7 protein-coding genes are annotated in these 8,236 nt (G+C 70.1%); 3 read left to right on the plus strand and 4 right to left on the minus strand.

Going from position 1 to position 8,236, the window contains the following annotated elements; genetic code table 11:
- The first annotated feature begins 562 nt into the window (after window positions 1-562).
- Window positions 563-2,107, plus strand: a complete 1,545-nt coding sequence (locus QOZ89_RS38085; RefSeq protein WP_312628865.1) for a diguanylate cyclase domain-containing protein — start codon at window positions 563-565, stop codon at window positions 2,105-2,107.
- A gap of 98 nt (window positions 2,108-2,205) precedes the next feature.
- On the opposite strand, the gene QOZ89_RS38090 is transcribed toward QOZ89_RS38085, so the two are convergent.
- Complete coding sequence (locus tag QOZ89_RS38090; protein ID WP_071050218.1) at window positions 2,206-3,180, minus strand: intradiol ring-cleavage dioxygenase; 975 nt, start codon at window positions 3,178-3,180, stop codon at window positions 2,206-2,208.
- Between the two features lie 486 nt (window positions 3,181-3,666).
- Here QOZ89_RS38090 and QOZ89_RS38095 point away from each other — a divergent pair, with 486 nt between their 5' ends.
- Window positions 3,667-4,584: an SHOCT domain-containing protein gene (locus QOZ89_RS38095; protein WP_312628870.1), complete on the plus strand. Its 918-nt coding sequence runs from the start codon at window positions 3,667-3,669 to the stop codon at window positions 4,582-4,584.
- A 313-nt stretch (window positions 4,585-4,897) separates the two neighbouring features.
- On the opposite strand, the gene QOZ89_RS38100 is transcribed toward QOZ89_RS38095, so the two are convergent.
- From QOZ89_RS38100 to QOZ89_RS38110, 3 genes are all read right to left on the minus strand, one after another.
- Window positions 4,898-5,884, minus strand: coding sequence for an LLM class flavin-dependent oxidoreductase (locus QOZ89_RS38100; protein ID WP_083419015.1), 987 nt, complete (start codon window positions 5,882-5,884; stop codon window positions 4,898-4,900).
- A gap of 293 nt (window positions 5,885-6,177) precedes the next feature.
- Entirely contained in the window at window positions 6,178-6,546 is a 369-nt protein-coding gene (locus QOZ89_RS38105) for an EthD domain-containing protein (RefSeq protein ID WP_071050216.1), read from the minus strand.
- 58 nt (window positions 6,547-6,604) lie between these two features.
- A complete protein-coding gene (locus QOZ89_RS38110; RefSeq protein ID WP_312628872.1) occupies window positions 6,605-7,261 on the minus strand; it encodes a TetR/AcrR family transcriptional regulator in 657 nt (218 codons plus the stop codon).
- A 572-nt stretch (window positions 7,262-7,833) separates the two neighbouring features.
- Between QOZ89_RS38110 and QOZ89_RS38115 the strand changes: the two genes are divergently transcribed.
- The coding region (locus QOZ89_RS38115; protein ID WP_312628874.1) for a DUF222 domain-containing protein at window positions 7,834-8,236 on the plus strand (403 nt) is incomplete at its 3' end.

An 8,236-nucleotide genomic window follows, 5' to 3' on the forward strand; every position in this document is an offset into this window, starting at 1 on the left:
GAGGGCACACCTTCCCAGTGATCGAGATCGAGGTCGCCGTCCGGCCAACGTTGGCGCACCGGTCGCGAAGGCAGGCCCGTGCTCATGGCGACCCCGGTCAGGGCACCCGCACCGCCAGCCAGACAGCCCCTCGCTGGGACGTCGACGTCCTTCAACAGCCGAAGATCATCCCGCCGGCCGGACCGCCATCCCGCCGAACGAGACCGTCGCCCGCGCCGCCGCGCTCGCCACCCTGGCCGCCGGCGACCCCGCCGGCGGGCAAGCGCACCCAGAGAAGCAACGCCCTAGAGGGCCAAAGGAGGTGCGAAAATGCTCCTCCTTCGCACCTCCGGAGGCTCCGTCCCCAGAAGCACTAATGAGTGTTCACATATCGCAACCGGCGCATATCTCCCAGATGACCACGACCTGCAATTAAAGGGCTGCGATATGCTACTTCGAGGGTGGAGAGATGTCGGGAGCACGCGGCGCCGCACCAAGTCCGCGGCGTCCAGCCGGTCAGGGTCGCGCGCCGCGGGTTCTTCGGTATGCGGTCGCGGCATCGGCGGCCATCACCGGTTTGCTCGTGACTTTCGCGGTACTCCTCGACCGGCAGGCAGCAGGGGCCGCCATCAACGCCACGTCGGGAGCCGTCCTGATCGCCACGGCCGCCGCGTGCTTCTGGACCGCCCGCCGTACCCGCGGCGCCGAGCGGCGTTGGCGGCTTCTCATCGGTCTCACCGCGGCCGGTGGGGTTGGCATCAGCGTCGGAACGACGCAGGCGATGGCGGCCGGCGGCTCCGCGATAGGCCGTTATTCTCCGGCGCAGGCGGTCTTTCTCGTCCTCTATGCGGTGGCGCTGGCGGGCCTGCTGTCACTGCCCACGGACCCCATGGAGAACAAGGCCGAAAGCACCCGGTCGGCGCGGAGTGGCGGCTATCGCTGGTACGTCGTAACTTTGCTGGACTGCGTGCTGATCGTCGGCTCGATCGCCCTGATCGAGTGGGCCACGGTGATCGGCGCGATCGTCAAGGCGGGGACGCCCGACCTCACGCAGCTACTGGTGGTCGCGGGCACCCCGGCTGGAAGTCTGATCCTGACCACGGCGGTCGCGCTCGTCGCATGCTTCCGCCGGCCCCACTCTCCGACGACGCTGGCGCTGCTCGGCACAGGACTGCTGATCTTCGCCGTCAGCGGCAACGTCTTCGTCTACCTCGCCGCCCGCGAAATCTACAACCCTCCGGCGGCGGCCTACATAGGATTCACCATCGCCGATCTGCTGCTGTTTCTCTCGGCGCTGGTACCAGTCCGGGAAGCAACGCCAGACCATGAGCTGACACCGCCGCCCGGCCCGCGGGCCATGTGGGCCCATGTCGTACTACCGTATGCGGCGCTCGCCATCGCGGGCCTACTGGTCGGTGTCAAACTGCTCGCTGGCGGGCCGCTGGACGGGTTCGAGGCCTACGGTACGGTAGGGCTGCTGCTAGTGGCACTGGTCCGGCAGATGCTCACGCTAGCCGAGAACACCGAGCTCCTCGCCGAGATCCAGAAACGCGAAAGACGGCTCCGTTACCAGGCGTACCACGATCCGCTGACAGGGTTGGCGAACCGGGCCCTGTTCGCGCGACGGCTACAGCGAGCACTCGGCCATAAGGTCAATGGCACCAGATCCCCCATCGCGCCGGTGTCCGTCATTTTCCTGGATCTTGACAGGTTCAAGCAGGTCAACGACGCCTTCGGGCACGCCGCCGGGGATGAGCTACTCAAGATCAGTGCGGATCGGCTGCGGGCGGGAACCCGCGCGGCGGACACGGTCGCTCGCCTCGGCGGCGACGAGTTCGGCGTCATCCTGGACGGCGACGAACCGGACGTCAGAAGTACGGGTGAACGACTGGCGGAAGCCGTCCGAGAGCCATGCCTGCTAGCGGGTCAGCCGTACCTCCCACGAGCCAGCGTCGGCCTGGTCATCCTCGACTCCTCCGCCCAGCCGACCACTCCCGACCTTCTCCTTCACCAAGCCGACGAGGCAATGTACGCGGCCAAACGGGAGGGCACGGGCGGGTTGGTCATCTACCGTCCCGAGTCGTCCACCATCACCGACAGGCACGACCGCGGCGCACCGAGCGAGTGACCACCTGAGGAGACGCCCGTCGACGCCACGTGAGGGGCCAGTGTCGCGTGGCGTCGCGAGGCGACCGCCGCTGGTCGCCGGACACTCGCCCGCGCGGGTCAGCCTGACTGGCCGCCCGGCGGCTGGCCGCCCGGCTGACCGCCGGGTACGCCGGATGTCTGGCCGTTGCCCGCGGTGGTCGTGGTGTCGACGCCGACGGCGAGGGAGACCGTGTAGCCGCTGGTGACGCTTCCGGTCACGGTGGGGAGCTGGCGGACGGCGCCGTCGTCCCCGAAGACGTTGTCGCTGGCGAGGCTGACCTTGGAGAGGTTCGCTACGGACGCTTCATAGCCCGACTGCGCGTAGACCTTGTCGCAGATGTCCTTGGGCAGCGCGACCTGGGACGTGGCGATGGCCTTGGTGGCGTCGGTGATGCTGGCCTGGTCGGGGTAGACCTCGAAGTGGATGTGTGGCCATCGTCCGCTGTAGCACGCCGGGAAGATGCTGGTGAATCGCACTTTGCCGGCCGTGTCGGCGACCTGGACGCCGCGCAGGTAGTTCTGCTCGGTGACACCCTGCGAGTACATCGAGTAACGACCTTCCCGGTCGCAGTGCCACACATAGACGGCTACGCCGGTGAATGCGCCACCACCGCCGGCGAGATCGGTGATTGCCAGTTCCAACGTCATGGGAACACCGCCGGCGGTGCCGGTCGCCGTCCCGAAGCTGGACCGGATGTCGCTGCGCACGACGCCGCTCTGCTCGAGCACGTCAGGACCGTTGGAACCGTCGCCGGGGTACGGACCGGCCGTCTCCTGCGGGATCTCCCCGGACGCGCCGCTCGTTGACGTGGACGCGGTCGAAGCGGACGCCGTGGAGCCGGATGTCGCGCCCGCCGACGTGGCGGAGCCGGACCCACACGCCGCCAGGCCCGCCGTCGCCGCGCCCAGCCCCACCAGGGTCAGGATCCGCCGCCGGCTCAGCACGGTGCCGATGTCGAAGGCGAGTCCCTGATCGACGAGGTCCTCCGCCGGCCGGGCGAGTGGACGTCCCTCATAGGACGAGATCCTGCCGGGACGCTGGTGCTTCGCCACGTGCGTTCTCCTCTGACGATCGGATGGTTGCGCGCTTCACAGCATCAGGGGGACATCTTTGGCCCCGCTGTGCGCCTGCTGTGAGCAGCCTGTGGAACCTCCGACCCAGGCCGGCAGGGCCTGGGCGCCAGGGCGCCCCGCCCCGCTCGACGCCGAACCACAGCTCGTGCCTGCGCGAGACGAACCTCCAGGCGCCGGCCACGCGCCGGTACCTGTCCTGGTAGAGGATGGTCTGCTCGGCGGTACCTGCCCGACCAGACATATCTGGAATGTGACGCACATTCGTCCTTGCCGGGCGCAACGGCGAGGCGGAGGATCTCGTGCGTCGCGGACGTCGGCTCGGCCGAACCAGGCGAGGACCTTCAGGTGGCCGGGCCGCGAGCAGTGCGCGCCGGATCGGGCCCCACAGGACCCGGCTGGTTCGGAGGGGGCGGGTGACCGGCCGCGGTCCGACCGGCGATCGATTTTCGGGACAGGGGCAGTTCGATGCTCTGGCGCTACATCAAGGCACTGCTGATCGTCCTGATGTCGGGCGGCCTGGTGGGGCCGATCTTCCTGTTCGTGTACTTCCTGAACGACTCGGAGACTCGTTCTCTGCTCTCGTGGATGCTCGTCGTCGGCCTGCTGATCACCGTGGTCGACCTGGCGATCGCCGTGTTCATCACCCGCGCCGGCGGGGGCATGCAAGCCGCCATGCTGCTGGCTCGGGTGGACACCAGAGGCGGCGTACCGGTGGACGCCAGAGGCGCCGCGTCGACCGCCGCGCTCGAGCGTGACGGCGTGCTGGTGCTCGCCCAGATCACCGGCATGGCCGAGACTGGCATCAGTATCAACGACCATCCGACGGTCGCGATCCGCTTGCGGGTCGCGGGGCCGGGCTTCGCGTTCGACACCCAGGACCAGGTGATCGCCAAGGTGACCCGCATGGCCACCCTCAACGCGCGCAAGGTCGTCGTCCTCGTCGACCCGGCCACCCAGGCCATCGCCATCGACTGGGACCGTAGCGCGCTCGTCAACGGCCAGGTAGCTGCGCGGTTCACCCTCGCCGAGGACGACACGACCTACGACCTGACCGGGCAGGCCGGCCCGCTGCTGGAGATCCTCCGGATCCTCAAGGCCCACGGCGTCCCGTTCGACCGGATGGTCGACGCCCGCTCGAACCCGGCCCTGCGCGACCAGCTGCGCGCCGTCGTGCGCCAGGCCGCGGCGACCCAGGCCACGCAGCCCGAGGCCGCGGCGACCCAGGCCCGGCCGACCGCCGCCGATGCCGCGTCGACGCTGCTGACCAAACCCAAGCGGTCCGCGGTGGAGCGCATGGACGAACTCGACGCGCTACGCGCCGCGGGCGTCATCACCGATACCGAGTACGCGGCCAAGCGCGACCAGATCATCGCCGAGATCTGACGCCACTTCAGACCAGTCCGGCCGGCGCCGTCGCCACGCCGCGAGCCCGATCGACTGAACCGTACTCAGATCCGATTCGGTCGGTTGCGCGGCGGGTACGAGGGATAACCGGACGGCTGTCAGGCGAGGGCAGTCCGGCCGCGGCAATGGGCGGGAGTTTCTCGGGCGTCGCCGGTAAGGGCGGGTGGGATGGAGGACGACCGGTTCGAGTCGGTGGTTCCGTCGACCGCGTGGTCGCCGGCGTCACCGACCGCGAGGACGACCTGTGCCTCCTCGCCCTCGGGACCCGCTGACCCGCGGCTGCCACCCCCGCCTATGAGGAGTGGTGGGCGGCGCCGGCGAAGGTGGTCAGTTCGCGCGGTATGTCGGGGCCGGTCGGCGTGTAGACGATTTCGCGGAAGCCGAAGCCGGCGAGGCGCGCGAGCCCGCGTCGGATGCGCTCTGGGTCGCCGACGAAGGTGCGGGTGTCGATGTGTTCGAGCAGCGCACGGTCGCGCTCGGGCAGGTGGGTGACGTGCCCTTCGAAGGTCAGCAGGTGGCGTTCGCCGTCGGGGGCGAGTGCCTCGAGGGCCTCGCGCCAGGCCCGGCCGCCGGGTAGCGCGTCGACGGCCTCGGCGCCGCCCTGGGCGTAGGCGTTGTGCCAGTCGAGGACGCGCCACGGTCCGACCGCCTCCAGGACCCGGTCGGAGGCGGGGTCCTCGCCTGGGTCCAGCACCGTGCCCGACATGATCGTCGCGGTGGGGAGGGTGGGGTGCGGTGGGCCGACGACACCGTCGGCGACCTCGGTGGCGAGCGCGGCGCCCTTCGGGCCGAAGACGCTGAGCCAGATCGGTACGTCGAGCGGCCGGGTGCCGGTGAGGCCCGGCCCGTGCAGCATGCGGACCGGCTTGCCGTCCGCGGCCGCGGTCTTGCCGGCCAACAGCTGGCGAAGGGCGGTCACGTAGTCGGCGAGGGCGTCCAGCTTCATGGGGCGCTGGCCGGCGGCGATCCGGGAGGTGAAGCCGGTGCCGAAGCAGGCGCGGAACCGCCCGTCGGAGATGCGGGCGATCGCGGCGACGGCGGTGGCCATGGCCATCACCGACCGCTCGGCGGGGACGAGGACCGCGGTGCCCAGGCCGATGCGGGTGGTCCGCGCCGCGGCGAGCGCGAGGTGGACGAACGGGTCCTCCCACAGCGGCGCCGAGTCGTAGATCCACACTCTGCGGTAGCCGAGCTGTTCGGCCAGCACGGCCAGGTCGGCGAAGTCCGGCCCCGGCGGCAGCCCGCAGGACACCTCAAGGGACACCTCTGGATCAACCATGTCGATGCTCATCTCCAACGGATCCGGCGTACCCGGATTACTCGGCCGGCTCTGCCCTCGCCGGCATATGTCCGTCCTACGGCGCGGCCCGCCGAGACCATGTCCAGCATTCCGGCACCGCCCGGCGCCGCCTCCACCAGACGTTCGCCGCCGCCACGCAGCTGGTAGATCACCACCTACGTGTCGGCCGTAGCCGCACATCCGGCCGGACCGCGACCACGACCACGACCACGACGACCGTCCGCGGCGGTCATGAATGACCGTGGGCGGGGACGGGCTCGACTGCCGCGACGTCAGGCGATCGTGAGGTCCGAGACCCGGTCCTCGGCGAACGCGACGCGGGTCTTGGCGCGGTCGAACAGGACCTTCTCGTCCGCGATGACGGCGGCGACCAGGCCGGCATGCTGCCGCGCGTCGCGCTGCTCGTCGGTGAACGCCGCCATGTCGTCGTACCAGATCTCCGTGATGACGTCGTACTCCGGTTCCACGGGCTCCCCGCCAAGGACGACGTTCCCCGCGGGGTGGAGGAAGTGCCGCTCGTAGTGTTTGGCCCGGGTGGCGAGTTTCTCGACGAGCGGGACGTGGACGCTCTCGTAGTGCTCGATGAACTCGGCCAGGGAAAGCCCGGGCTTCCGTTTCAACAGCATGATCACCTTCAGCATGGAGCTCCTCCCTTCGGCTGGGCTGGGCCGCCGGTCGGCGAGCCCGGTGGCGAGGCGGTCAGCCACCGCGCGGAACGACGGCGGTGGTGACGGCGGGTGCGACGGCAACGGCGACGGCGACTGGGACTGTCGCCGCAACGGGCGGGACGGTGGCGGCAGGTGTGGCGAGGGCGTGTAGTCCGGCGCGGATCCGGTCGAGCGACATGCCGCGGGCGGTGTACAGGTAGTCGACAGCGTCGGCGCGCACCGCGGTGTACAGGATGTGGGCGAGGTAGTCGGCGTCCTCGCCGGGGCGGGCGGCGGCGAGCCGCCGGGTGAGCTCGGCGATCCAGTGCCGGCTGGCGGGGTTCGCGTAGAACACGTTCGGCCCGCTTTGTTCGAGCGCCCGGATGAGGGACCGGTTGGCCCAGACGAAGTCGAGCAGGCCGTCGAGGTAGGCGTGCAGCGCCTCGGCCGGCTCGCCGCCGGGCCCGAGTGGCGGCGGCCCCTGCTCTTGGCGCAGCAACGCGGCGGCACGGCGGGTCAGGACGGCCTCAATCAGGGAGCCCCGGTCGCTGAACCGGCGGAAGAGGGTGCCTTTCCCGACCCCGGCGGCCTCGGCGATCTCGTTCATCGACACCGTCTCGACGTCCGCGCGGTCGAACAGCTCGGCCGCCGCCGTCAGGATGGCCTCGCGGTTGCGGGCAGCGTCCGCGCGCTCCGGCCCGACCTTCACCAGCCTGCGCCTCCTGCCTCACCTCGGACCCTCGCACCAAGCGGACCGCCGGTCCACACCGTAGCACCGGAGCGGACCGTCCGTCCGGAGGCTGGCGGCGCCCACGGCCCCGGCGGGCCGGGGCGACGCCACGGCCCCGGAGAGCTGTCGCTGGTGCGGTGGCCGACTTGCGCACGGGGCCAGGCCTGGCCCCGTATGGGCGCTCTTCGTCTGGTGCCGACACAGAAGCCGACCGGGCAGCCACCATCGGTGGGCGCGGCCACGATGTCGGTTGCGGGTTCCATGGCTTCCGGTCCGAGCCAGGGCGGTGATGTGGTGCCGTACAGGGCCATGGCGGCTTGTGGAAGGTATCCGTCTTCATCGAGTGCCCGGTACCATGCCGGCCGGTTTCCATGCGCATAGAAGAATATCGAAGACAGTTTCTTGGTAAGCCTTCTTTCTAGGCCGCTCGGTGTTTATCTTCGGGGTGCGCCAGGGCTGAGACGGAAGGCCCAATGATTGGGCCATGCTGCCTGGCTGGCGGTTTGTGCCATTCCGCTTTCCTGGCTAGGATGAACGCATGTTCGAAATGCGTGGCGACGGTCCCGACGACGGCGCTGTGCCGTTGTCCCAGAACTCGTCAACCGCGGACACCACTGCGGCTGTCACGACCGTCACGGCACGGCCAGATCGGGTCTCGCGACGCACTGACGGCCGGCGAGCTGGACCAGACCCGGCTACGCGCGCTGCACGCGCTGACCGGTGTCCTGTCCGATGGGCAACGCGCGACAGTGGAGGCACAGATGCTCGCCGGCAGCCAGCTGAGCTCACCCACCCAGTGGCGACGCAAAATCCACCGCATGATCAGCCGGCTCGACCCCGACGCCGCCGCCCGGCGCCGCGACGAAGCGAAAGCGAAACGGGACGTGTCCCTCGAGCCGGCCGAGGACGGCATGGCGCTGCTGTCGGCGACCCTGCCCGCCGAGGACGCACGGG

Source organism: Pseudofrankia coriaricola (genome assembly GCF_032027725.1).
GTDB lineage: Bacteria > Actinomycetota > Actinomycetes > Frankiales > Frankiaceae > Pseudofrankia.

Coding starts and splice junctions, on each gene's coding strand:
- QOZ89_RS38095 (WP_312628870.1), top strand. CDS start 3,667: ATGCTCTGGCGCTACATCAAGGCACTGCTGATCGTCCTGATGTCGGGC.
- QOZ89_RS38100 (WP_083419015.1), bottom strand. CDS start 5,884: ATGGTTGATCCAGAGGTGTCCCTTGAGGTGTCCTGCGGGCTGCCGCCG.
- QOZ89_RS38105 (WP_071050216.1), bottom strand. CDS start 6,546: ATGCTGAAGGTGATCATGCTGTTGAAACGGAAGCCCGGGCTTTCCCTG.